The organism is Pseudomonas sp. C9D1 (assembly GCF_056491235.1).
The window spans coordinates 20,745-42,260 of sequence record NZ_JBSZIE010000004.1; the positions used below are offsets into that span (position 1 = coordinate 20,745).

General features: G+C 66.0%; 26 protein-coding genes, 1 tRNA gene and 1 pseudogene. 7 read left to right on the forward strand and 21 right to left on the reverse strand.

Translation table 11 applies throughout. The features are described from left to right. Nucleotides 1-21: 21 nt before the first annotated feature. Nucleotides 22-516, forward strand: coding sequence for a DinB family protein (locus ACXI0U_RS30405; protein WP_374981476.1), 495 nt, complete (start codon nt 22-24; stop codon nt 514-516). Between the two features lie 6 nt (nt 517-522). On the opposite strand, the gene ACXI0U_RS30410 is transcribed toward ACXI0U_RS30405, so the two are convergent. From ACXI0U_RS30410 to ACXI0U_RS30450, 9 genes are all read right to left on the reverse strand, one after another. After that, nucleotides 523-1,161 carry a cell wall hydrolase gene (locus ACXI0U_RS30410; RefSeq protein WP_037020852.1) on the reverse strand — a complete coding sequence of 213 codons (639 nt, stop codon included), beginning with the start codon at nt 1,159-1,161 and terminating at the stop codon, nt 523-525. Between the two features lie 117 nt (nt 1,162-1,278). Next, nucleotides 1,279-1,617, reverse strand: coding sequence for a VOC family protein (locus ACXI0U_RS30415; RefSeq protein WP_479551342.1), 339 nt, complete (start codon nt 1,615-1,617; stop codon nt 1,279-1,281). Between the two features lie 81 nt (nt 1,618-1,698). Then, nucleotides 1,699-3,090, reverse strand: coding sequence for a putative bifunctional diguanylate cyclase/phosphodiesterase (locus ACXI0U_RS30420; protein WP_423727926.1), 1,392 nt, complete (start codon nt 3,088-3,090; stop codon nt 1,699-1,701). 192 nt (nt 3,091-3,282) lie between these two features. Then, complete coding sequence (locus ACXI0U_RS30425) at nt 3,283-4,188, reverse strand: sugar kinase (RefSeq protein ID WP_435635965.1); 906 nt, start codon at nt 4,186-4,188, stop codon at nt 3,283-3,285. 4 nt (nt 4,189-4,192) lie between these two features. After that, entirely contained in the window at nt 4,193-4,585 is a 393-nt protein-coding gene (locus tag ACXI0U_RS30430; RefSeq protein WP_184489419.1) for a RidA family protein, read from the reverse strand. 12 nt (nt 4,586-4,597) lie between these two features. Then, complete coding sequence (locus tag ACXI0U_RS30435) at nt 4,598-6,052, reverse strand: N-acyl-D-amino-acid deacylase family protein (RefSeq protein WP_479551315.1); 1,455 nt, start codon at nt 6,050-6,052, stop codon at nt 4,598-4,600. 3 nt (nt 6,053-6,055) lie between these two features. Further along, on the reverse strand, nt 6,056-6,913 hold the full coding sequence (locus ACXI0U_RS30440) for a MurR/RpiR family transcriptional regulator (RefSeq protein ID WP_479551316.1): 858 nt from the start codon (nt 6,911-6,913) through the stop codon (nt 6,056-6,058). After that, entirely contained in the window at nt 6,913-8,265 is a 1,353-nt protein-coding gene (locus tag ACXI0U_RS30445) for a GntT/GntP/DsdX family permease (RefSeq protein WP_184489417.1), read from the reverse strand. The genes ACXI0U_RS30440 and ACXI0U_RS30445 overlap by 1 nt, the downstream gene beginning before the upstream one ends. A gap of 77 nt (nt 8,266-8,342) precedes the next feature. Next, the gene (locus ACXI0U_RS30450) at nt 8,343-9,614 is read right to left on the reverse strand and encodes an amino acid deaminase (protein ID WP_431484066.1); all 1,272 of its coding nucleotides are present in this window, start codon (nt 9,612-9,614) and stop codon (nt 8,343-8,345) included. 379 nt (nt 9,615-9,993) lie between these two features. On the opposite strand from ACXI0U_RS30450, the gene ACXI0U_RS30455 reads away from it, so the two are divergent. After that, the gene (locus ACXI0U_RS30455) at nt 9,994-10,572 is read left to right on the forward strand and encodes a hypothetical protein (protein ID WP_431484067.1); all 579 of its coding nucleotides are present in this window, start codon (nt 9,994-9,996) and stop codon (nt 10,570-10,572) included. 4 nt (nt 10,573-10,576) lie between these two features. Here the strand turns inward: ACXI0U_RS30455 and ACXI0U_RS30460 are convergent, their stop codons facing one another. From ACXI0U_RS30460 to ACXI0U_RS30470, 3 genes are all read right to left on the reverse strand, one after another. Then, nucleotides 10,577-10,948 carry a glutathione S-transferase N-terminal domain-containing protein gene (locus ACXI0U_RS30460; RefSeq protein ID WP_021216719.1) on the reverse strand — a complete coding sequence of 124 codons (372 nt, stop codon included), beginning with the start codon at nt 10,946-10,948 and terminating at the stop codon, nt 10,577-10,579. 67 nt (nt 10,949-11,015) lie between these two features. Then, the gene (locus tag ACXI0U_RS30465; protein WP_021216718.1) at nt 11,016-11,276 is read right to left on the reverse strand and encodes a hypothetical protein; all 261 of its coding nucleotides are present in this window, start codon (nt 11,274-11,276) and stop codon (nt 11,016-11,018) included. Between the two features lie 14 nt (nt 11,277-11,290). Beyond that, complete coding sequence (locus ACXI0U_RS30470) at nt 11,291-11,515, reverse strand: hypothetical protein (protein WP_043242934.1); 225 nt, start codon at nt 11,513-11,515, stop codon at nt 11,291-11,293. A 331-nt stretch (nt 11,516-11,846) separates the two neighbouring features. Between ACXI0U_RS30470 and ACXI0U_RS30475 the strand changes: the two genes are divergently transcribed. After that, nucleotides 11,847-12,569: an amidotransferase gene (locus ACXI0U_RS30475; RefSeq protein WP_021216716.1), complete on the forward strand. Its 723-nt coding sequence runs from the start codon at nt 11,847-11,849 to the stop codon at nt 12,567-12,569. A 68-nt stretch (nt 12,570-12,637) separates the two neighbouring features. Here the strand turns inward: ACXI0U_RS30475 and ACXI0U_RS30480 are convergent, their stop codons facing one another. After that, nucleotides 12,638-13,609 carry a magnesium and cobalt transport protein CorA gene (locus ACXI0U_RS30480; protein WP_271660759.1) on the reverse strand — a complete coding sequence of 324 codons (972 nt, stop codon included), beginning with the start codon at nt 13,607-13,609 and terminating at the stop codon, nt 12,638-12,640. A 189-nt stretch (nt 13,610-13,798) separates the two neighbouring features. Here ACXI0U_RS30480 and ACXI0U_RS30485 point away from each other — a divergent pair, with 189 nt between their 5' ends. Further along, nucleotides 13,799-14,668: an alpha/beta fold hydrolase gene (locus ACXI0U_RS30485; RefSeq protein ID WP_479551317.1), complete on the forward strand. Its 870-nt coding sequence runs from the start codon at nt 13,799-13,801 to the stop codon at nt 14,666-14,668. Nucleotides 14,669-14,736: 68 nt separating this feature from the next. On the opposite strand, the gene ACXI0U_RS30490 is transcribed toward ACXI0U_RS30485, so the two are convergent. The 5 genes and pseudogenes from ACXI0U_RS30490 to ACXI0U_RS30510 form a co-directional block, all read right to left on the reverse strand. Then, nucleotides 14,737-15,456: a 1-acylglycerol-3-phosphate O-acyltransferase gene (locus tag ACXI0U_RS30490; protein ID WP_265168193.1), complete on the reverse strand. Its 720-nt coding sequence runs from the start codon at nt 15,454-15,456 to the stop codon at nt 14,737-14,739. Nucleotides 15,457-15,525: 69 nt separating this feature from the next. Beyond that, nucleotides 15,526-16,377, reverse strand: a complete 852-nt coding sequence (locus ACXI0U_RS30495; protein WP_316926644.1) for a substrate-binding periplasmic protein — start codon at nt 16,375-16,377, stop codon at nt 15,526-15,528. 48 nt (nt 16,378-16,425) lie between these two features. Continuing rightward, entirely contained in the window at nt 16,426-17,253 is an 828-nt protein-coding gene (locus tag ACXI0U_RS30500; protein WP_371877147.1) for a methyl-accepting chemotaxis protein, read from the reverse strand. Between the two features lie 30 nt (nt 17,254-17,283). Beyond that, a pseudogene (locus ACXI0U_RS30505) lies at nt 17,284-18,309 on the reverse strand (HAMP domain-containing protein); the annotation flags it as partial. A 223-nt stretch (nt 18,310-18,532) separates the two neighbouring features. Beyond that, entirely contained in the window at nt 18,533-19,222 is a 690-nt protein-coding gene (locus ACXI0U_RS30510) for a crotonase/enoyl-CoA hydratase family protein (protein WP_184489409.1), read from the reverse strand. Nucleotides 19,223-19,421: 199 nt separating this feature from the next. Between ACXI0U_RS30510 and ACXI0U_RS30515 the strand changes: the two genes are divergently transcribed. Continuing rightward, entirely contained in the window at nt 19,422-19,640 is a 219-nt protein-coding gene (locus ACXI0U_RS30515) for a hypothetical protein (RefSeq protein ID WP_184489408.1), read from the forward strand. Nucleotides 19,641-19,733: 93 nt separating this feature from the next. Then, nucleotides 19,734-19,823, forward strand: a tRNA-Ser gene (locus tag ACXI0U_RS30520). A gap of 246 nt (nt 19,824-20,069) precedes the next feature. Here ACXI0U_RS30520 and ACXI0U_RS30525 read toward each other — a convergent pair. Together ACXI0U_RS30525 and ACXI0U_RS30530 are read right to left on the reverse strand one after the other, a co-directional pair. After that, the gene (locus ACXI0U_RS30525; protein ID WP_374981465.1) at nt 20,070-20,414 is read right to left on the reverse strand and encodes a hypothetical protein; all 345 of its coding nucleotides are present in this window, start codon (nt 20,412-20,414) and stop codon (nt 20,070-20,072) included. Beyond that, nucleotides 20,411-20,758, reverse strand: coding sequence for a DUF3592 domain-containing protein (locus tag ACXI0U_RS30530; protein ID WP_374981464.1), 348 nt, complete (start codon nt 20,756-20,758; stop codon nt 20,411-20,413). Before ACXI0U_RS30530 ends, ACXI0U_RS30525 begins: the two co-directional genes overlap by 4 nt. Here ACXI0U_RS30530 and ACXI0U_RS30535 point away from each other — a divergent pair. Then, a complete protein-coding gene (locus tag ACXI0U_RS30535; protein ID WP_479551318.1) occupies nt 20,757-20,981 on the forward strand; it encodes a hypothetical protein in 225 nt (74 codons plus the stop codon). The genes ACXI0U_RS30530 and ACXI0U_RS30535 overlap by 2 nt on opposite strands. Nucleotides 20,982-21,087: 106 nt before the next feature. Here ACXI0U_RS30535 and ACXI0U_RS30540 read toward each other — a convergent pair whose 3' ends face one another. Then, the gene (locus ACXI0U_RS30540) at nt 21,088-21,504 is read right to left on the reverse strand and encodes a hypothetical protein (RefSeq protein ID WP_479551319.1); all 417 of its coding nucleotides are present in this window, start codon (nt 21,502-21,504) and stop codon (nt 21,088-21,090) included. Between the last annotated feature and the right edge of the window lie 12 nt (nt 21,505-21,516).

Below are 21,516 nucleotides of genomic sequence, written 5' to 3' on the forward strand. Positions count from 1 at the left end.
ACCTGACCCCGAGGACCGCCGATGTTGACCAAGGCCTTTCAGTACAAGTGCTGGGCGGACCGACGCGCGCTGGAGGCCATCGGCCTCATCGACGCCGAGCGCTTCCCCGACTCGCTGGCCTTCACCCTGCAACAGCTCAACCACATGGTGATAGTCGAGGACCTGTTCCGCGCGCGGCTCACGGGCACGGCGGAACCTCACCCGGCTACCAACACCGAGGCGGTGCCGGGTTATGAGGTGTTGCAGCGCCGGCTGCTCGCTTCCGGCCAGTGGTACGCCGAACAGGTGGCGGCGCTGGAGCCTGCCGCCGCCTCAGAGGCCATCACCTTCCGCTTCACCGATGGCCGCATGGGCCGGCTGACCCGCGAGGAGATGTTCTTCCACGTGCTCAACCATGCCACCTACCACCGCGGCAACATCGCCCACGCGCTGGACCTGGCCGGCGTGGCGCACCCGGCGGACACCTACACGGTGTTCGTGCACGCCACCGAGCCGGCGCGTCGGGAAGCCCGCTGACGGCCCCTAGGGGCGGGTGTCTTCCGCACCGGCCAGTGGCTCTTCGAGGCGCGGTTTGTAGAACAGCAGGCGCTTGGTCTGCGCCGTGCGGGTGAACGTCTTCGCCCAGGACGGCGAGACGTTGCGGTCGTGGAAATACAGGGCGCCGTGGGTGCGGTCCTGCAATTGCCCGTTGAGGGCTTTGCGGGCGATTTCGCGGGCGAGGGTGAAGCGTTCTTCTTCCACGGCTTCGTCGGGGCGGCCGTCGCACCACCAGGAGAACTGGCAGCTCTTGGTTTCCGAGCCTTGCTTGACCACTGCGCAAACGGTCTTGGGGAACTGCTCGTTGCCGAGGCGGTTCATCACCACGTTGGCCACCGATTCCATGTCCTGCGCCGGGGCGCCCTTGGCTTCCCAGTAGATGGAGCGGGCGAGGCAGGTGATGGGGTCGTCCAGGGGCGCTTCGCCGGCCGGGTCCACGGCCTTGGCTTCGCTGCGGGTGATGGGCGGGGTGCCAGCGGGGAGTGGCGCCTGGTTGGCGGCTTTTTCTTCCAGCACCTCGGCCTTGGTTTCCGCCGCCTGGGCTTTTTGCCGGGTTTCCCCGGCGAAGGTTGGACCGCCGATCAGCAGGGCGGCGACGCAAAGCATTCCTGATATCCAGCGCATGATCGACCTCGCCATCGCTGTGCGTTCGGGGCCGCCCCTGGGGGCAAGGCGGGCGGTTGTCGGCGTGGCTGCCGTCTGGCTTGCCGCGCTTGAGGGATAGACTGCGGCGCCGCTCAATCATTCCCCGGTGGCGGGCGCGACCTGGGTGAAGGCCAGGGTGTAGCCGTTGCAGTCGCGGATGCCGAACTCCCTTGAGCCGTAGTCCATCTCCTGCAGGGGCCAGGCGATCTCGGCCTTGTCCCTTACCTGCTCGTAGTAGCGGGCGACGTCGGCGATGGCGAGGTAGAGGGTGCCGGAGCAGGCGACGGGAGCGGCCCACAGGTCCTGCTCGGTGAAGATCAGGCGGCAATCCTGCAGCTGCACGGTGAGGCTCGCGTGCGCCGAGTCGAGGGTGGCGAAGCCCAGGGCATCGCGGTAGTGACGGCGGGTGGCGTCCAGGTCGTGGCCGCGCAGCAGGGGCGCGAGCGGCGTGGGTGGCTCCGGTGGCGTGGCTCGAGGTCACCTTTTACCGCTGCGGAACCGTCTTGCCAGTTGCGCCTACGACATGCCGCTGCCCGCGCGGCTTTCCCGTTCGGTGATGGCCTGGGTGAAGTCCAGGAAGGCGTCCAGTGGCAGCGGCTTGCTCAGCAGGTAGCCCTGGAACTGCGCGCAGCCGTGGCGCAGGAGGAAGTCCTTCTGCGCTTCGGTTTCCACCCCTTCGGCGATCACCGTCAGGCCCATGCTCTGGCCCAGGGCGATGACGCTGCGCACGATGGCTTCGCTGCTGGCGTCGGTGAGCAGGTCGCAGATGAACGAGCGGTCGATCTTCAGCTTGCCCAGGGGTAGCCGCTTGAGGTGGCTGAGGGAGGAGAAGCCAGTGCCGAAGTCGTCCAGGGAGAAGGACACGCCATGCTGCACCAGGACCGACATCTTTTGCGTCAGGTCTTCCAGGTCCTGCACCAGCACGGTCTCGGTCAACTCCAGTTCCAGGCGCCGCGCGTCCATGCCGTAGCGCCGCAGCATCTCCAGGACCTCGGGCACGAAACTGGCCTGGCGGAACTGCTTCTGGCTGATGTTGACGGCCAGGCACAGGTCGCAGCGGGCCGGGTCGTCCGCCCAGGTGCGCAGTTGCGCGCAGGCCTGCTCCAGCACCCACTTGCCGATGGGGATGATCAGCCCGCTGCGCTCGGCGTGGTCGATGAACTCGCCGGGGGGCAGCAGGCCCCGCTGCGGGTGGCGCCAGCGGATCAGCACCTCGGCGCCGATCACCCGGCCGGCGACGTTCAGCTGGGGCTGGTAGTGGAGCTCGAACTGCTGCTCGCGCAGCGCGGCCTGCAGCTCGCGCTCCAGCACCGAGCGCTCGGCGGCATCGGTCTGCAGTACGTGGAGAAGGGCGAAGAACATCGCCATCGCCGCCCCGGCCTGGCCCCAGGAGCCCGGCGTGCGCACCTCGTCCGGCAGGCTGTAGCCGATGACGGGCGCCCAGTTGCTGGAGGCGAGGCAGGTGAAGGTGAGCAGGCACAGCAGGGCGATGCCGTAGCGCAGCCACGGGCCCTCGTCGCGGAACGCCATCAGCGCGGCGAGGGTGAGGGGCAACAGGTACAGGTGGGTGGCGCGGGGCGCGGCGGCATTGGGCACATCGAGCACGATGGCGGTGCCGGCAATGATCACGATCAGCACGCTGAACAGGATGAGGTTGGCGCTGCGGGCCTTGTTGCGCACGGTGAGCATCAGCACGGTGAGGCCGGAGACGATGAGCACCGCATCCATCGCGACGATGGCCCAGAACCCCCGCAGGGCGAAGATCACCGCCCAGATCACCCCCAGCACTAGCATCACGCAGCTCGCCAGCAAACGCATGCGCCGCTCGCGGCGTTGGGCCACCGACACCAGGTCGGCGGCGTGCCAGAGCTGTCTGACGCGCTTGAAGAAACGTGATTTCGCAATCATTCGGCGTTCCCGTACAGCCTGCTCTCCACAAGGCTCCCTGCAGGCTGGAGTGGATTATAGAAGGCGCTTTTCGAGGGCGTCGGGATGGCGATGCTGCCGCTGGAGAAAGTGACCTGGGGCAGCGCGTCGGCGGTGAACGGCGCGGTGACGCAAAGCCGGCCCCGGGCCGGCTTCGTCGTTGTCGGTTGTAGCTCAGATGGGCATCGCGCTGCGGGGGATGATCGCGCCCGGATGCTGGATCACGGCTGCAGCCAGGCGGTGCCCGCTTTCCGCCGCCAACCGGAGTGGCTGCTGCTGGATGCGTGCGGCGAGGTAGCCGGCGGCGAATGCATCGCCCGCCGCGCAACTGTCCACCACCCGGGTCACCGGGCGGGCGGGGACCTCGATGCGCTGCTCCGCCGTGGCTACCAGGCAGGGCTCGCCTCCGCGCTTGATCACCACTTCCGTGCAGCCCAGGCCCAATGCCCGATCAGCGACTGCCTGTGCGCCCAGCGTGCCGTGCAGCAGGCATTCGTCAGCCAGCGTCAGCAGGGCGGTATCGGTCAGTGCCAGTACCTGATCGTGAACCGGGCGGGCGTGCGCGGCACTCCAGAGTGCTGGCCGCAGGTTGTTGTCGAAGCTGATCTGGCCCCCTTCGGCCTTGAACGCGGCGAGCGCGACCAGCAGCTCCTCCCTGCGCGGCGGCGGGAACAGCGCGAGGCTGATGCCGGAAAGATAGAGCATGTCGATGCGTGAGCGGTCGACCCAGCGCGCCAGTGCTGTGCCGCTGGAGAAGCAGTGGCGTGCGGCACTGTCTTCGCGCCAGTAGTGGAAGCGCCGTTCGCCCAGCGCGTCCACCTCCACCAGGTAGAGGCCGGGGCGACGACCCGGTAGCCGTAGCACTTCCCGGGTGTCGATGCCTTCTTCGATCCAGCTTTGCTCCATCTCCTCGCTCAGGGTGTCATCGCCGAGGGCGCTGAGGTATTCGACCCGGTGCGCCGTCCCGGCCAGCAGGCGGGCGAGGTAGAGCGCGGTATTCAGGGTGTCGCCACCGAAGCTGCGTCGCAGCGGGTTGCCGGCGAGCTCCACCATGCATTCTCCAAGGCAGGCGATGCGCATGCGGCTACCTCCCTTCGGGCGCACGGTAGGCGATGCAGTCGACCTCGACCCGGCAGTCGATGACCATGCTGGAGACCACGCAGGCCCTGGCTGGCGGGTGGTCGCCGAAGAACTCGAGGAACACCGCGTTGAAGGCGCCGAAGTCCCTCGGGTCATCCAGCCAGACCCCGCAGCGCACCACGTGCTCGGGTCGATAACCGGCCTCGTCGAGAATCTCCAGCAGGTTGTTCAGGCACTGGCGGGCTTGCGGGACGATGCCGCCATCCACCAGCACACCGTCGCGGAGGGGCGTCTGCCCGGAGACGTGGAGCCAGCCATCGGCCTGTACGGCGCGGGCGAAGGGCATGGGTTGGCCGGCGGTGCCGCTGGCGCGGGTGTAGCGTTTGAGTTCGGTCATGGGGTGCTCCTTTCAGTTCACGGGGGAGGGGGTGTCGCGGGCCAGGAAGCGGCCTGCCCTGTCTGGGCAGGCCTCCCCCGGGCAATAGGCCAGGGTGCCGTTGACCCAGACGGCGTGGATGCCGGTGGCGGGGCGTTGCGGGTCGGTGTAGCTGGCGACGTCGGAAAGGGTCAGGGCGTCGAACAGCACCAGGTCGGCCCAGTAGCCGCGGGCGACCACGCCTCGTTCATGCAGGCCGAAGCGGTTGGCGGGAAGCGAGGTCATCTTGCGCAGCGCCTCTTCGATGCTGAACAGGCCGATGTCCTGGGCGTAGTGGCCGAGCACGCGGGGGAAGGTGCCCCACAGCCGCGGGTGGGGTTGCGGGTCTTCCGGAAGGCCGTCCGAGCCGATCATGGTCAGTGGGTGGGCGAGGATGCGCTGCACGTCCGCTTCGCTCATGCAGTGGTACACCGCACCGGCGGGCTGCAGGCGCCGCGCGGCCTCCAGCAGGGGAAGCGCCCAGTCGGCGGCGATCTGCACCAGCGTGCGCCCAGCCATGTGGGGGTACGGCTCCGACCAGGTGATGAGGATTTCGTAGGCGTCGGTGACCTGTTTGAGGTCGAGGGTGGACGAGCTGGCGGCGTAGGGGTAGCAGTCCCAGCCCAGGGGTTGCCCGGTGCTGGCGGCGTCCAGGTGGGCGAGCACCTCGGCGCTTCGGCCCCAGTTGCCGACACCGGCGCATTTCAGGTGGGACACCACCACCGGCCTGTCGATATGGCGGCCGGTCGCGAGCGCTTCGTCCAGCGCACCGAGGATGCCGTCGAACTCGTCGCGCAGGTGGGTGGTGTAGAGCCCGCCAAAGCGACTCAGCTCTTCGGCCAGCTGGCGCACCTCGTTGGCGTCGGCTGCATGGGCCGAGGCATAAGCCAGGCCGCTGCTCAGGCCGATGGCGCCCTCGGCCAGGCTGGCTGCCAGCTCGCTGCGCATTGCGCGTATCTCGGCTTCCGTGGCGCTGCGGTCGAGGCGGTCCAGGTGGTTGTTGCGCAGGGCGGTGTGCCCCACCAGTGCCGCGACGTTGACCGCCGGACGGACCCGTTCCACCGCCGAGCGATAGTCCGAGAAGCGCGGGTAGCAGAAGGCTTCCGCCGTCCCTAGCAGGTTCATCGGGTCCGGCGGAGAGCCGGTCAGGCGCACGGGGGCGGCACTGATGCCGCAATTGCCGACTATCACCGTGGTCACGCCCTGGCTCAGCTTGGCCAGCATGGCCGGGTTACGGATGAGCGCCAGGTCGTCGTGGGTGTGCACGTCGATGAAGCCCGGGGCCAGGATCAGCCCATCGGCATCGACGGTGCGCTCGGCCGTGGCATCGCCGGCCTCGCCGATCAGGGTGATGCGGCCGTCCAGCAGGCCGACGTCGGCGACGAAGCCTTGCGTCCCGCTGCCGTCCATGACCTGTGCGCGGCGGATCAGTGTGTCGTAGTGGTTCATGTGTCAGTCCCCCAGCGGAAGTCGGTCCTCGCCCTGGCGATAGCCGTCCAGCGCCAGCTTCACCCGGCGCAGGAGTTCCTGGCTGGCTTCGGCGTTGCGCAAGGCGAGCTCGGTGGCGAGGAGGTCGATGATCAGCAGCATCCCGTAGCGGGCGGCTGTCGGTTTATGGATGAACTCGGTTTCGTCCAGGTGCACGGGCAGCACGATGTCGGCCAGCGCGGCGAGGGGGCCATTCGCCCGGGTGAGGGCGAGTATCCGGGCGCCGTAGTCCCTGGCCAGGCGCAGGACGCTCGGCAGGTCGGGCGGCGTGCCGGTGAGCGACAGCACGATCAGCAGGTCGCCCTCCGCGAGGGTGGAGGCCACCATGCGCATCATCACCGGGTCGTGGTAGGTGGACACCGGGTAGCCCAGCCTCACCAGCCGGAACTGGAACTCGGTCGATAGCAGCGTGGAGCAGCCGCCCATGCCGAAGGCGTAGAGGCGGCGGGCGGAGGCCAGCAGGTCCACTGCGGCACTCAGTTGCGCTTGGTCGAGTCCGTCGAGGTGGTGGCGCAGGCTGTTTTCCACGTCTGCCAGGATCTGTTCGTGGAAAGGCAGCGCCGGTGTGGCAGCCCCGGCGAGGAAGCGGCGGCCGACGAGGGAGGCCCGGGCCAGCTTGAGGCGCAGGTCGCGCAGGTCGTTGCAGTCCATCGACCGGGCGAAGCGCGACATCGCGGCCTTGCTCACGCCGGCCTTGGCCGCCAGTTGATCGATGCTGGCTGCGGCCGCGAAGGCCACGTCGTGCAGCACGGCCTCGGCGATGCGCGCCGCGTTGCCGCTGAGCCGGCCCTGGCGGCTGCGGATGGTGTAGAGGATGTCCATCACAGCACCAGGGCCAGGCCGCAGGTGAGGGCCAGGGCGACCACCGAGATCAGCGTTTCCAGGACCGTCCAGGTCTGCAGGGTCTGGACCACGGTCATGTTGAAGTACTCCTTTATCAGCCAGAAGCCGCCATCGTTGACGTGGGAGAGAATCAGCGAGCCCGCGCCCGTGCTCAGTACCAGCAGCTCGGGGTGCGGGTAGCCGCTGGCCAGCGCAATGGGGGCGACGATGCCGGCGGCCGTGGTCATGGCGACGGTGGCCGAGCCGGTGGCGATGCGCATCAGCGCGGCCACCAGCCAGCCCAGCAACAGCGGCGAGAGCTCGAAGCGGGACGACAGGGCGACGATCTCGGTGGTGATGCCGGTTTCGATGAGGATGCGGTTGAGGCCGCCGCCGGCACCCACCAGCAGGGTGATGGCAGCGGTGGGGGCCAGGCATTCGGTGCTGAACTTGAGAATGGAATCGCGGTTGAAACCACGGGCCAGACCCAGGCTCCAGAAGCTGAACAGGGTGGCGATCAGCAGGGCGATCACCGAGTTGCCGACGAACGACAGAAACTGGTGAAGCCCGCTGCCCCGGGTGCTCAGTTGATCGGCCCAGCCGCCAAGCAGCATCAGCGCCACCGGCAGCAGAATGGTGCCGATGGTGATGCCGAAGCCTGGCAGCGATGCCACGGGCTTGCCGGAGCCGAGCAGCTGTTCACCGATGGGGTTGTGGGCGGGCAACTGGATGCGCGGGGCCACGAGCCGGGTGAAGAGGGGCCCGGCGATCGCCGCCGTGGGAATGCCGACAACGATGGCGTAGAGAACCGTCCTGCCGACCTGCGCCGAGTATTCGCCCACCGCCAGCATGGCCGCCGGGTGTGGGGGGACCAGCCCATGCACCACTGATAGCCCGGCCACCATGGGCAGGCCGGTCATCAGGATCGATACCCCGACCTGGCGGGCCACGGTGAAGGCGATGGGCACCAGCAGCACGAAGCCCACTTCGAAGAACAGTGGCAGCCCGCAGAGGAAGGCGATGGCGGCCATGGCCCAGTGGGCGTTGCGCTCACCGAAGCGGGTGATCAGGGTCTGGGCGATGCGTTCCGCGCCGCCCGACTCGGCCATCATCTTGCCGAGCATGGTGCCGAGGGCCACCACCAGCGCGATATGGCCGAGGGTGCGGCCGACGCCGGCCTCGTACGCGACCATGATGTCCTGGGCCGGCATGCCGGTGGTCAGGGCCAGGCCGATGGACACCAGGGTGATGACGATGAAGGGGTTGAGCCGATAGCGCGCGATCAGCAGCACCAGGGCAATGATGGCGAGCAGTGCGTGGATCAGCAGGTAGGTGCCGGAACTGGCGGGCATGGTGTGCTCCTTTTCTCGGGGCAAAGGCCGGCCGCCCCGCCTGATAAGGCGGGAACCGGCTCGTTCCAGGGGGTGAGCTAGAAGAAGGTTTCCACCGCGCCGATGACCCGGTAGTGGTCATCCACCAGCAGCAACTGGCGCCACTTGTCGAAGGTCAGGCAGGGGTGGGAGATATCGAACGCAAGCAGGTCGCCCACTTGCAGGTCGGCGTCGGGGGGCGTTTCCAGGAAGGCGTGCTGATCCATCATCCGCGTGATCTTCCAGGCGGCCGGAGCGACCACCGGCGGCGCCTCGCGGCCAGGGCGGTGGTGAAGCGCCGGCAGGGGCATGCCCGCGTCGAACGCGGCATCGCGTTTGCCCAGGCCGATGATCGCCAGGCCCGGTTCGGGCAGCGCCTGCACATGGGCCCAGAGCTGCAACGCTGGCAGCAGGCTGCTACCCATTTCCCTGGCCACGGTGTTGCTGGCGTGGATCCGCTGCGCCGCTTCGCGGTAGATGCCTTCGTCGTGGGTCAGGTAGCAGCCCGGGCGCAGTATCACCTGCAGGGGCTGGCCGATGTCCTGGCCGCTGAAGGTTTCGGCGACCACGTCGTACCAGGCGGAGCCCGCGCCGGAGAGGATCACCTCGGGCTCGTCGAAGCAGCCTTTGGCGGCCAGCTGCCGCGTGCGTTCCAGTACATGGCGCAGCAGGTTCCGAACGCTGGGCTCGTCCTGCAACACGCCTTCGTAGACTTCACAGCCCACCAGGCTGAGGGTGCCAGGCCAGCGCCCGATGGCTGCGAGCACCTCGGCCTCCTGTCGCTCGTCACGGATACCGGTGCGACCGCCTTGCACGCCGAACTCCAGCAGCACCCGCAGGCGTTGGCCGGTGGCGGAGAAGTGGCGCCCCAGTGCCTCGACGTTCGTGCTGGAATCCACCAGGCAACAGAAGCTGAAGGCCGGGTCCCGGAGCAGGTGCGCGACCAGCGCCATGTTCGCCTTGCCTACCAGTTGGTTGGCCATCAGCACACGCCGCACGCCGTGGTTGTAGGCGGCCTGCACCTGTGGGGCGGTGGCCAGGGTGATGCCCCAGGCGCCCTGTTCGAGCTGCATGTGGAACAGTGCGGGGCTCATGGTGGTCTTGCCGTGGGGGGCCAGCTGTACGCCGTAGTGGCGGATGAACCGGCCCATCCACGCCAGGTTGTGTTCGAGGCGGCTCTGGCGCAGTACGGCGACCGGCAGGCTGACGTCGTCGGCGAGGATGTTCCAGCCCAGGCTCGTAACGTCGGCGATACGGCAGCCGCTGGGTGCTGGGCCAAGGCCTTTGCCGTTAGGGTCGAGCGGCCGTTCTTGAAATTTGTTTTCAGCCATCGGGTCTTCCTCCTTGGTTCGCTGAAAACAAGTACCACTACCTCCCGACGTTCCGCTACGTGCCAGCGGGCCTGCCTTGCAGCTTCGGAAACGCGAGCGGATCTGCGGCAAACAGCGTATTGCCAGGGTATTGGCCGGATTCCTTGTCGTGGCTGCGTGTTCTCCGACCTGCGATGTTCCGGATTCGCCCGCCCGGGCGGCTGGATGCGTTGGCGGTGCGGGACGGTGCATCGGCTCACCCCTGGCCAGTGCCGACTCATGGATTCATCGGGCGATGAGCGCTGCGATCACGGAGATCGGCGCTTGCACATCGAGGTTGCGCGCACGCTTTTGGCTGAACGCCCGGCCGTTGGCCAGGGTCCACCCTAGGTCATGCCGAATGAACCTGGAGGTTGAGATGAGACGGCTGAATCTTCCGTTGCTGCTGCTGGTCGGCGCCGTTTCCACGGTGGTGCTGGCGGATGACGAGGACCTGACCATGGAGCAGGAGCGCGACCAGATCGGTGCCAACATGGAGGCCGAACGCAAGGGCGAGCAACCGGCGTTGAACAACTCCGGGGTGCCGTCTTCGGCGGCGACGCCAGGCGCTGAGGGCTCCGGCAGCTCGGTGGGGTCGCCGACCACGACCACGGGCAATCCGACCACCTCGCCGGGCTCGCCGACCCCTGGTCAGGGCAGCTCCATCGCGGCTCCCGATACACCGACGACGGGGCAGGGCATGCCGACCCATGCGCCGGGCAAACCGACCACGGGGCAGGGGCGTTCGACGGCGTTGCCCGGGACTTCCACTGCCGTGCCCGGCAGCTCGACGGCGCGGCCGGGTACGTCCACGTCCGTGCAGGACTCATCCACCGCCGCGCCCGGCGCGCCGACCACCGGCCAGGGCCGTTCGACCACGGGGTCGGGCGCTGCAGGTGGGGCGGCGGGCGGTGCTGGAGGCGCAGGCGGCAGTAACTAGCGGGTCAGGCCTGGGCGAAGCGGCTTTCGAGGTAACGGATGATGTCGTTGGATTCGTACATCCAGCGGCTTTCGCCGTTCTCGTCGATGCGCAGGCAGGGCACCTTGACCTTGCCGCCGCCGGCAAGCAGGGCTGCGCGGTGGCTTTCGTCGTTCTTGGCATCACGCAACTGCACCGGCAGGTTGAGGCGGTGCAGGGTGCGGCGGGTCTTCACGCAGAAGGGGCAGGCGTGGAACTGGTAGAGGGCGAGGCCGGCGGTTTCCTCCTCGACCCGGGCTTGCGCCTCGGGGCTGCGGCGCAGCTTGCGCGGGCGGGTGACGAGGTCGATGAGGATGATCAGTTGGCCCAGGCCGATGCGGAGTGCCTTGATGAACACGGTTGGTAACCCTTGCGGCGGAAAACGGGTCGGCAGTCTACCCGATGCGCAGCGCTGCGACCGGCTTTCACGCCAACCGGTCGCGGCAGCAGAGCAGTGAATCCATGACGAAGGCGGCGGGCAGCTGGAACTGCCGGCGGATCGGCGGGCTGCCGAGTTCGCCCTTGAGCGCCACCTCGTTGGCGAGCTGGCGGTCGATCTCGTGGCGGGCCTCGATGTTCTTGGCCACGCCGCCCACCGAGCCGTGGGCGTAACCCATCAGCGAAAAGCCGTTGGTCATCAGCGCCAGGCCGGCGAGCAGGAGAAGCCGTTTGCGTTGTGCCTTCATGGCGATTTCGCTCCTCAGCCGCTTTGCCGTCCACTGACCGGTTTCTGGCTCATCAGCATCGCCGGCACGCTCTGGCTGAGCTGCTGGTAGAAGCCCATGGAGCCGTCCACCGGGCTGACGCCGAGGCGGGCCTTTTCGTAGCTGAAGCTCACCACCAGCAGCAGGGAGATGGCGATGGTGTAGAGCCCGAGCGAAGCCAGGGCGCCATTGCGTGCGTATTTGAGGGTGAGGTTGCTCATGGTGGTTTCCGCTTGGCTGTTCCGTGGGGTGGGCACAGCTTCGCGAAAAGCGATTCGATAGAAAAACGGATATCAGGCATTTAAACTATCGACGAAACCAATAGGTCTGCATGGGATCGTAAAATTTTATTGACGATCGATCCAAGTGCCTGAGTGGCAAGGGAATCTGTTGAAAGGCCGTCACATACGGCGTCTCCGCTGCTGTTCCCTATCCCGCTGTTAGTCAGCCTCTATGGCGCTTCGGTGTAGGCGCTATTTCCTTATAGGGGTGCTTGTGTTAAATAAATCGCACACTTTGCGCTGCCCCTTTCATTGCTTCAGGAAGTCCGCCATGCCGTTACGTATCTGCATTCTGGAAACCGATCTCCTTCGCCCCGAACTGGTCGACCAGTACCAGGGCTACGGGAAGATGTTCGAGCAACTGTTCGCCAAGCAGCCGATCGAGGCCCAGTTCAGTGTCTACAACGTGGTGGAGGGCAACTACCCGCCGGCCGGTGAGCGCTTCGATGCCTACCTGGTGACCGGCAGCAAGGCCGACTCTTTCGGTGATGACCCCTGGATCCAGACCCTGCGCACCTACCTGCTGGAGCGCTTCGAGAACGGCGACAAGCTGCTGGGCGTGTGCTTCGGCCACCAGTTGCTGGCGCTGCTGCTGGGCGGCCGTACCGAGCGTGCGACCCAGGGTTGGGGTGTTGGCACCCACGCCTACCGCATCGCCGAGCAACCGGCCTGGATGAGCCCGGCACTGGACCAGCTGACCCTGCTGATCAGCCACCAGGACCAGGTCACCCAGCTGCCGGAGAACGCGACCCTGATCGCCTCCAGCGACTTCTGCCCGAACGCGGCCTACGCCATCGGCGACCAGGTGCTGTGCTTCCAGGGCCACCCGGAGTTCATCCACGACTATTCCCGCGCGCTGCTGGACATCCGCCAGCAGTTCCTCGGCGATGAGATCTACGGCAAGGGCGTCGCCAGCCTGGACAAGCAGCACCAGGGCACGACGGTGGCGGAGTGGATGATGCGTTTCGTCGCCCAGGGCCGTAACGCGGCCTGACCGCTTCGTGTCATGAAAAAGCCCGCCTGATGGCGGGCTTTTTCATGGGCGCGCGGCGAGACTCGTGGCTAGAGCCAGCCCGAGCGCTTGAAGCTGGCGAACAGCCCGGTGCAGCCGACGGCGATGAAGCCGAGCACGCCGAAGTAGCCGTAGTGCCAGGTGAGTTCCGGCATGTTCTGGAAGTTCATCCCGTAGATGCCGGCCACGGCGGTGGGGAAGGCGAGGATGGCGGCCCAGGCGGCGAACTTGCGTTGCACCACGCTCTGGCGCGAGGACTCCAGCAGCAGGCCGATCTCGATGGCGTGGTCGGCCATTTCGCGCAGGCCGGTGAGGTCTTCCAGCAGGCGGTTGACGTGGATGGCGATGTCGCGGAAGTAGGGCCGCATGTTCTTGTCGATGAAGGGGAACTCCAGGCGCTGCAGCTCCTGGCAGATTTCCGCCAGCGGGCCGATGTAGCGGCGCAGGCGCAGCAGGTCGCGGCGCACGCCCTGGATGTGCTCGACATCTTCCTGGCTGAGGGGGCGGTCGAGCACCAACTGCTCGAGGGCTTCCAGCTCCAGGTGGTAGCCGTCCATCAGCGGACGGTAGTTTTCGATGACGAAGGCCAGCAGCGCGTAGAGCACGAAGTCCTCGCCGTGCTCCAGCAGCAGCGGGCGCGCTTCGCAGCGCTGGCGCACCTGGGAGTAAGGCGCCGAGGCACCGTAGCGGGCGCTGATCACGTAGCCGGTGCCGGCGAACAGCTGGGTCTCGACGAAGGTGAGACCGTCGTCGGTGCGGATGGGCGAGTAGAGCACCAGGAACAGGGCGTCGCCGAAGGTTTCCAGCTTGGGCCGGGTGTGGCGCACCAGGGCGTCTTCGAGGGCCAGTTCATGCAGGTCGAACTGGCGCTGCAGGTTGGTCAGTTCCTCGGCGCCAGGATCGTGCAGGCCGATCCAGACGAAATGGCCGGGCTTCTTCGCCCACTCCTTGCCCTCGTCGAGGCTGATGTCGGTGATCTTCTTGCCCTTGGCGTAGACGGCGGCGGCAACCACATGACCCATGCGCTGGTTTTCCTTGTTCGAATGGTGAGCGGCGGTGAGCTTAACCCGCCCCTGCTTGAGAGTGTCGGTGGATGCGGGGAGTTCTTCCACAAAGGCGGGCACTTCGGCCGAATTACCCGGCGGGTCATGGTGCCGGTGCGGCGCTTGCTCTAGATTCGGCGGCTCCCGCTCATAACAAGGAGAACAGGCGTGAACGAGGCATTCCCTTTCGCTGCGGGTACTTTCGATTGCCCGGTGACGATCCATCCGGGGCAACCGGGTGCGCCGGCCCTGGTGGTGATGCCCGCCATGGGCGTGGCGGCGCGCAAGTACGAGGCGTTGGCCCAGGCGCTGGTGGCCGCCGGCTGCAATGTGCTGGTGGCCGACTGGCCGGGCCAGGGCACCAGCCGGCCGCGCCCGGACCGCGGCCATGACTATGGCTACCGCGAGCTGGTGGAGGATTTCGTGCCCATGCTGCTGGCCATGGCCGCGCGGCATTTCCCCGGCAGCCGCCAGGTGTTGCTGGGGCACAGTTTGGGTGGGCATGTCGCGGCGCTCTATGCCGCGGCTAACCCGGATGCCGAGGTGACGGTGATCGGCGTCGCCTGCGGCAACATCCATTACCGCCACTGGCACGGCCGCAAGCGCCTGATGACGCCGCTGGTGGCGCTGAGCTTCAACCTGATGACAGCGGTGCTCGGCTACCTGCCGGGGCCGCGCATCGGCTTCGGCGGCTACGAGGCGCGCAGCCTGATCCGCCAATGGGGGCGGGTGGCCTTCAGCGGCAACTTCAAGCATGTGGGCCTGCCCCTGGCGGAGCCGGCGCGGGTGGGCGTGACCTCGCTCTTCGTCAATATCGAAGGCGATAACTTCTCGCCGGAAGCCTCCACCCTCGGCCTGGCCGCGCTGATCCAGGCACCGGCCCGGGTGCAGCGCCTGCCGTCGCCCCGGCCGCCCCACGAAAACCCCCACAGCGCCTGGCTGCGAGCGCCGGGTTCGGTGGCGGAGTTCGTGCTTGGCTGGCTGGTGGAGCGGGGCATCCTGGTTGCACAGGGGCAGGTTTCGAGCCGCGTGGGCTGAAGCCCACCCTGCACGCCCGCGCAAACGAAAAAGCCCGGCATCGAGCCGGGCTTTTTCATGGACGGTGATCAGGCCTGGGCCAGTTCGCGGTCCATGGCGTTGATGCAGTCGAGCATCTTCTGCCGGCATTCCTCGATGAGCATGGGCAGGTCGTCCAGGCTCAAGCCGGCGGTGGGGATGGCGGGCAGGGCGCGGATGATGACCTTGCCGCTGTTCCAGCGGTTCAGGCGCATCTGCTTGACGTAGTTGCTGACGCACACCGGGATGATCGGCACGCCGGCGGCGATGGCCATCTGGAAGGCGCCGCGTTTGAACTGCAGCAGCTCCTCGCCGAGGTTGCGGGTGCCTTCGGGGAAGACCCAGATGGAGGTGTCTTTGTTGCGCAGCGTCTCGGTGGTGGTGAGCATCGCTTCGCGGGCCTTGCGGGCGTTGCCACGGTCGATCAGCACGTTGCCGGCGAGCCAGTAGAGCTGGCCGAAGAAGGGCACCCACTTGAGGCTCTTCTTGCCGATGCTGACGGTGCGTGGCGGCACCACGCGGCCGAGCACGTAGAGGTCGTAGTTGGACTGGTGGTTGGCGACGATGACGCAGGCCTTGTCGTGCTCCAGCAGCTTCACGTCGGGCTTCACGTCCAGGCGCAGGATGCGCAGCGCCGGCAGGGAATAGAAGCGGGCGCAGAGGCGACTGTTATCCGGGTTGAATGGGCGGCAGATGCCGAGCAACAGACCGGCGATGCCGGCGATTATGAAGTGCACGCCCATGAGGATCATGCGCAGAAGGAAAAGCATCGATATCGCCCAGTCAGACAAAAGGCGCGCAGTGTACGGGTGTGCACTTTATTGGGCAATTGCTGCCGGTCAGGGGGTTGTAACCTTTTCTGTACCGCTGGCCGTGGCAGGGAGGAACTCCGGCGAGCTGTAGTGTTCGGCCAGTCGGTCGAGGGTGCCGTTGGCCTGTACCTGGGTCAGTGCCGCGTCGAAGCGCTGCATGAAGTCGGCCTTGTAGGGGTAGGCGACCGCATTGAGACGGGTGAAACCGAGGTGGCCGCGTTCGCTGGCCAGAACCGGGCCTTCCACCAGGCTGATGGCTTCCTCCTCGGTGATGCTGCCGTCTTCGCGCATCTGTTGCAGTTCCCAGAGGATCGACAGGCGATCGTTGATGTAGACGTCGATCCGCTGGCGCAGCAGCTTGAGCAGGTTGGTGCGGTTGTCGCGGGCGTAGGACTGGTCGATCTCGCCGGTCTCCACCATCTCGCGGTAGCGCTGGGAGTTGACCGTGACGAAGCCGCTGTTGAGGCCCACGCGCAGCCCGGCGTAGGCACTGGGGAAGTCGTCGAAATTCCGGGTGCCGGCCAGCCCCGGGCGGATGAACACCGCCAGGCGCTCTTCCATGATCGGCCGCGAGTACTCCATCCACGGGCGTTCGTCCGGGCGGTAGTAGGGCGGGTAGAGGGCAAAGGCGTTGCCCTTGGCCACTTCCGCCAGGCCGCGCGGCCAAGGCACCGGGCGGATGGTGACGCGGTAGCCCGGCATCAGGGCGAAGACCCTGCGCAGGATATCGGTATAGAGCCCCTTGGCTTCGCCATTCTCCTCGTAGCTATAGGGCGGGTAGCCCGAGTCGCAGAGGATGGTGACCTCGACGGGCGTTGGTCCCTGGGCACGGCACAGGGCCGTGGCGCAGAGCAGGGCCACCAGCAGAAACGCGCGCATGGCATGCCTCCGGCAAAGCGGCCGCGCTTCATGCGCGGCCTGCCCGGGTCAGATCTTGAAGCGGCTGAGCAACCTGTCCTGCTGGCCGACCTGTTCCACCATCACCGCGCATTGACGCACCTGCTGCTCGGCACCGCCGGCAACCTCGTGGCTGATGTCGCGGATGTTGGTGGTGTTGCGGTTGATCTCTTCGGTGGTGGCGCTCTGCTGCTCGGCGGCGGTGGCGATCTGCAGGTTCATGTCGTTGATGCGGTTGATGGCATCGCGGATGCGCCCGAGCATATCGTTGGCCGCGCCGGCATCGTCGGCGGTCTTGCTGGCGGTGTCGCGGCTTTGCTGCATGCGCTGCTCGGCCTGGCGGACGCCGGTCTGCAGCTGGTCGATCATCTGGCGGATTTCCTGGGTCGACTGCTGGGTGCGCGAGGCGAGGGAGCGCACCTCGTCGGCCACCACCGCGAAACCACGGCCGGACTCGCCAGCCCGCGCCGCTTCGATGGCGGCGTTGAGGGCGAGCAGGTTGGTCTGGTCGGCGATGCTGGTGATCACCGAGAGGATGGATTCGATGCTCTGGCTGAGCTTGGCCAGCTCGTTGATGGCCTGGCCGGTGTCGTCCATCTCGTTGGCGAGCTGCTTGATCGCCTCGGTGGAGCGGGAGACCACGGTGACGCCGTTCTCGGTCTCCTCGTTGGCGGCCAGCGCTGCCTGGGCGGCGGCCTGGGCGTTGCGCGCCACTTCCTCGGCGGTGGAGGCCATCTCCTGCATGGCGGTGGCCAGCTGGTCCAGCTCCATCAGTTGCACCTGCAGGCGGTTGGCGGCCTGGCCGGCTTCATTGGAGGTGAGGTCGGTGCTGCCACGCACTTGCTGGGAGCTGCCCATCACGTCGCCGATCAGGGTCTGCAGGTTCTGCAGGAAGCTGTTGAATTCGCGGGCCACCAGGGAGATTTCGTCGTTGCCGGCGGCCGGCAGGCGCTTGGTCAGGTCGCCCTGGCCGCTGTTGATCTCGTGCAGCGAGTCACCCAGGGCATCCAGCGGTCGCAGTACGCTCTTCATCAGTACGCCCAGCAGCACCAGGCTGATGATCACGCCCAGCACGGTACCGACCACGGCGCGCCAGCTGAGGGCGTTGGCTTCGGCCATCACCTTGCCCTGGTCGAGCACGACGCCTATGTACCAGTCCATGCCCTTGAGGTTGGGCAGCGGGGTGAAGGACACCAGCAGTTGCTGGTCGCCGGTGTCGATTTCCTGCAGGTCCTTGTTCAGGGCCGGGCTCTTGCCGCCGAACAGTTCGCTGTAGGGCTTGCCGTTCAGTTTGGTGTCGGGGTGGGAAATGATGTTGCCGTTGCGGCTGAGCAGGAAGGCGTAGCCGGCCCCGTTGAAGTCCAGGGTGTTGACCGCGTCGGCCACGGTCTTCAGGCGGATATCGCCGCCCATCACGCCGAGGAACTTGCCGGCATCGGTGATACGGGCAACGGCGGAGATGAGGATCTCGCCCGTGGTGGAATCGACGTAGGGCTCGGTGAGCACGGCCTGGCTGCCGGCCTTGCCAGTGGCGTACCAGGGGCGCTGGCGGCCGTCCCAGTCGGGTTTGGGCTGCCAGGAGGGGTCGTTCTTGATTGGCTTGCCGTCGGCTTCGAGGGCGCCGAACACCAGAATGAATTCGTTCTTCAGCATCGTCGAATCGACGACGCGCTGGGTTTCCTCGGGGCTGTATTTGCTGTCGATGGTCTGGGACATGAGGTCCAGCAGGCGCAGTTTGGCGTTCAACCAGTTTTCGATCTGGCGGGCCAGGGCGTTGCTGGATTCGGAAATGCTGGATTCAGCTTGGGCGCGAAGGGTGCTACGGACCTGGCTGACCTGGGCCAGGGACAGGAGCGCGGTGGTGAGGAAGAGTACTGCAGCGGCGGCAAGGCTGACCTTGTGGGCAATCTTCATGCGGAGCTCCTGGCGAGTGAAATGCCTGATGCCTTCCGTCCGTGCCCGGCGTCATGGCTTAAAAGTAATACAGCTTTTCGAGCTTGTCCGAAGCAAAGTGCCATCACTTGTCGGAAATTTCTGCTGCTCGTCTGGGATGGGAGTCTAGGCGGCTACAGCGAGGCAGGAGGCGGAAATGAAAAAGCCCGGCACGGGGCCGGGCTTTCTACAGGGGACGGTGTGATCAGAGCGGGTGCTGCTTGTCCTGCTCGATGGCGGCGTCCAGGGTCTCCAGCAGCGCCTTGCGCACCTTGAGCTTGGTGTTCTTGTGGGCGGTGGAGTTGATCTTCTTCATCTGTTGGGCGACGGCCTGGGCGGTGGCCAGCAGTTCTTCGGCCGGCACCACCTTGTCTAGGAAGCCGGCTTCCTGGGCGCCCTTGGGGTCGAACATCTCGCCATTGACCACCGAGCGCTGGAAGGCGGCCTTGGTCAGGCGGTCACGAGCCAGCTCGATGCCGACATGGTGCATGGTCATGCCGATCAGCACTTCGTTCAGGCCGATGCTGAAGGGGCCCTCGACGCCGATGCGGTAGTCCGCCGACAGCAGCAGGAAGGCGCCCTTGGCCACGGCGTGGCCGGAGCAGGCAACGATGATGGGGAAGGGGTGGGCGAGCATGCGGCGCGCCAGGGTGGAGCCGGCGGCGACCAGGTTCACTGCGTTCTGCGGGCCGGAGGTCATTACCTTGAGGTCGTAGCCGCCGGAGAGGATGCCCGGCTGGCCGGTGAGGATGACGATGGCGCGGTCCTGCTCGGCGCGGTCCAGCGCGGCATTGAAGGCGGCGATCACGTCCGGGGAAATGGCGTTCACCTTGCCGTTGGCAAGGGTCAGGGTGGCGACGCCGTCTTCGAATTGGTAGGAGATCAGCTCACTCATGGCAGGGGTCCTTGTTGTGGAGTGGGGCAGACACTACTCAGGCGCAGGATTCAGGTAAAGCGCTTTGACTGACTGACAAGTCAGGCGGGCCGGGCGTTTCCTCCCTATAAGGCGTTCTCTATGGGGGTGATGGGCAGGGACAATTGGGCGGGGCCGCGGGAGGCCGGTAAGTTCGCCTCCATTGTCGACAGGAGCTCCTATGGACCGATTCGCCCACAGCGCCAGCATCATCCTCGCCGTCGTTCTGCTGCTCGGCTCGTTGCTCGTGGCCAACAGCGCCACCCTGCAGAACCCCACCGGCGTGCTCCTGTTATTCGTCGCCGGGGTGTTCGTTTCCTTCGGCTTCATCTTCTTCGGCAGCCTCAAATTCGACGACTACCGCAACGGCCAGGACGGCGACTCGCCCCGTTCTCCATAAGCGCATGAAAATTCTCAAAAAAATGTTTGCATTCCGGAAAACACTCCACTAAATTAGCGCACCTCGACGGGGCTGACGCCTCGGAGAGATTCCGGTGAGGTGTCCGAGCGGTTGAAGGAGCACGCCTGGAAAGTGTGTATACGGGAAACCGTATCGTGGGTTCGAATCCCACCCTCACCGCCACTTTCCGATTCAAGCAAACCCCTGATATTCCCAGCGAAGTCAGGGGTTTTTGCTTTCTAGCGGTTTCGTTTAGGACCATTTTAGGACCAAACCACCGTATTCCAGTCCTGCCCAGGACGACCCCTGAAACCTGTCATCTCGGAAGTTGCTGCTGCCAGGCTCCTGGTTTGGGTTGGGGGTGGCTAAAGCGAGGCCTCTGCGCCCAGAGTGCACCGCTCCTTTATGGCTGCAAGCAGGCCCTCTGTATCACTGGCATCCCGGTTTTGGCAGTTGGTCACAGGTGACGGGGTCCTGCCCTGGAAACCCGTAGCTGTACTTCCCGATGATGTCCCTGTCTTCAACAGTGATGTTGAGGTAGGTGCCGTCCGCACAGACCCAGCCACCAGACAGGAACCATGCGTTCCCCATCACTACGCCCCCATCCATTTCGCCGAGGTGGTCCAGGCGGCGGTAGGAGGTCTGGCCGAGCTTGAGCTCGGAAATCAGGGAGGGGGTGATGCGGCACTGCTCCGGCTCGGTAGCGCATCCGGAGAGGAGGGTTGCCATCAGTGCGGGCCACACAAGAGCAAGGCGCCTTTTGTTCACCTTCATAGCTTCAATCCATCCCATCCCGGCGTTGTGATCATTGCGTCCTGAGGGAACTGGGGATCGTATTTCACCTTCACGGAGGTGCCCGGCTTGTTCTGGCTAAGGGTTCCGTCGAGAGTCCGTCTTTTGACTTCTCTGGTTCCGACGTCCGAGTACGTGTGGCCATCAACGGTATAGGAGACGTTGATCTTCACGACGTAATAGGAGCCGCCGTTCTGGGGCTTGTGCGTGATCGTCGTGATTGTTCCGGTGGTTTCGGGCCAGCTCTGGTGGATGAGTATCTGCTTGACGCAAAAGTAGGCGAATGCGACGAAGGCCGCGGCCTTGAGGATTGTTCCCAGCTTCATGGTGTTCTTCCTTGAATCGACGTCTTCAGCGGCCCGGGCCTTGGCTGATGTCGCGCAACTCTACTGGCAGTGCGGCGTGTCGGCAAACGTCCGGAAACCGGCTATTGATGAGGTTGGCAAAGGAGCTGGATTCTTCGGGCTCAGAATGAAAAAGCCCCGCATTGGCGAGGCACTCTACATCCGACTGGCACGTCAGGTTGCTCGTGAGCTGTGTTTTCAATGACGCGTTTGTGCTGCTTGCAGAGCAGCTGCGATACCAGTGTTTTTTCCTGTTCGCGTCCGAGGTAGCCTGGCGCCGCTTCCGGAGGGAAGCCTGTGAGTTCGGCCGCTCAAGGCGGCCCGAACTCGATCTGCGCACAGCCGTGGGACAGCAGCATCTGCCCGTCATCGGCTTCGAAGGCAGTGATGGTCTTCGACTTGTCGACGGTGATGGTGATGATGCAGCGGTTGGGGTGGTGGACGTTGTCCCAGTAGTTGGTGGTGACGATGACGTTGCCTTGCTGCTCCGACGAGGTGCCGACCACTTCGTTCTGGTAGTAGGACGTGTCGCTGTACCAACTGAGCACGACTTCACCGGTGCCGGTGGGGTTCATCTGGTCCGGTTTGCCGAAGAAGTTGATGGCTTCCTCGGCGGAGCGGCCCTTCCATTGGCTGGCGGCGTAGAGCTCGGGGAGCGTGTCCATCTGGATGCAGCCGCCCAGTGCGAGCGGCGGGCAGGCCAGGGCGAGTATCCGTAGCGCTTTCATTTGTCTGTCTCC